Genomic DNA, 984 nt, shown 5'->3' on the forward strand with positions numbered 1-984 from the left:
CTAAGGCGTTCAAACCGATACCTGACACCGTCACCGTCGCTTGGGTGGAGAGCTTCGGAGCAACCGGCGCGACTCGATACTGCCCGGCCGGATATGCCGCCATGTCGTCAAATGCAATTGAGATCCCAAGCGGAGAGTTTTCATGTGAGACGCAGGTTTTCAACAACTCTGCAACGGGGCAAAGCGGCTCAGCGTTTGCAGGATGTGGGCAAGGCGTCATATCTGATTACGGCTACTATCATCAGGTCGTGTGTTCGAAGTTTTATTGACTTGCTAATAACAGATCGACTGCGTGCCGCAAGGCGCATAGGCGATCTCACACTCGACGCGATAGACGGTGTTCCCACGACTAGCTCGGGGGGGCTTCACTTCGTGCATTTCGCTATTGCGACATGCGTGTACGAATAGCCATCAACGGGCCACACCGCTACCGACGTGTCGTACGGCACGACACCTGAAAGTCCGACTCCGTTGCCATTGCTGGGGCAATAGGTGCCCCGAGAATATCCGACACCGCTCACCTTGTACCCCGAGGGGCAAGTTGCCGTCGACATCGCATCCCAGTATCCGTAATAGCCCGCACACCCGGGATCGTTGCCGCTTATGAGAATCGTGCTATTTGCATAGGCCGGAGACCACACGCCGGACTGACAAGGCAATGACGGTGATGGGCGCCGCGTGGCATGCGCGATTGCGAGCAGCCCACCCTCTTACCTATTCAACGCATGCGTCGACAGTCCCGTCCCACGGTTGATTGTGGAATGTCTGTCCTGTTTCTTGAATCCATTTCGTACCGGGCGGGCATGAGCAACTTCCGGTCGCAGAGTTAGCGATAAGGCACAGCCCTGCTAATGGGTTACCGGCAAAGATTGTTCCCGTTTCGTAAAAGGTCGTTCTGCCGGGTCTTACCCACACACCGGATTGACAAAATAGTGGTAAACCGTTGACATCCCTTGCCTGGCGCCCGGTTTCGGGACATCCGGT

General features: G+C 56.1%; 1 protein-coding gene. It reads left to right on the plus strand.

The genetic code is table 11. The features are described from left to right. A partial coding sequence (locus J3489_RS24930) for a hypothetical protein (protein WP_207002632.1) occupies positions 1 to 269 on the plus strand: 269 nt, incomplete at its 5' end. Positions 270 to 984 lie beyond the last annotated feature (715 nt).

The sequence above is a fragment of the Trinickia mobilis genome (genome assembly GCF_017315705.1).
Lineage (GTDB): Bacteria > Pseudomonadota > Gammaproteobacteria > Burkholderiales > Burkholderiaceae > Trinickia_A > Trinickia_A mobilis.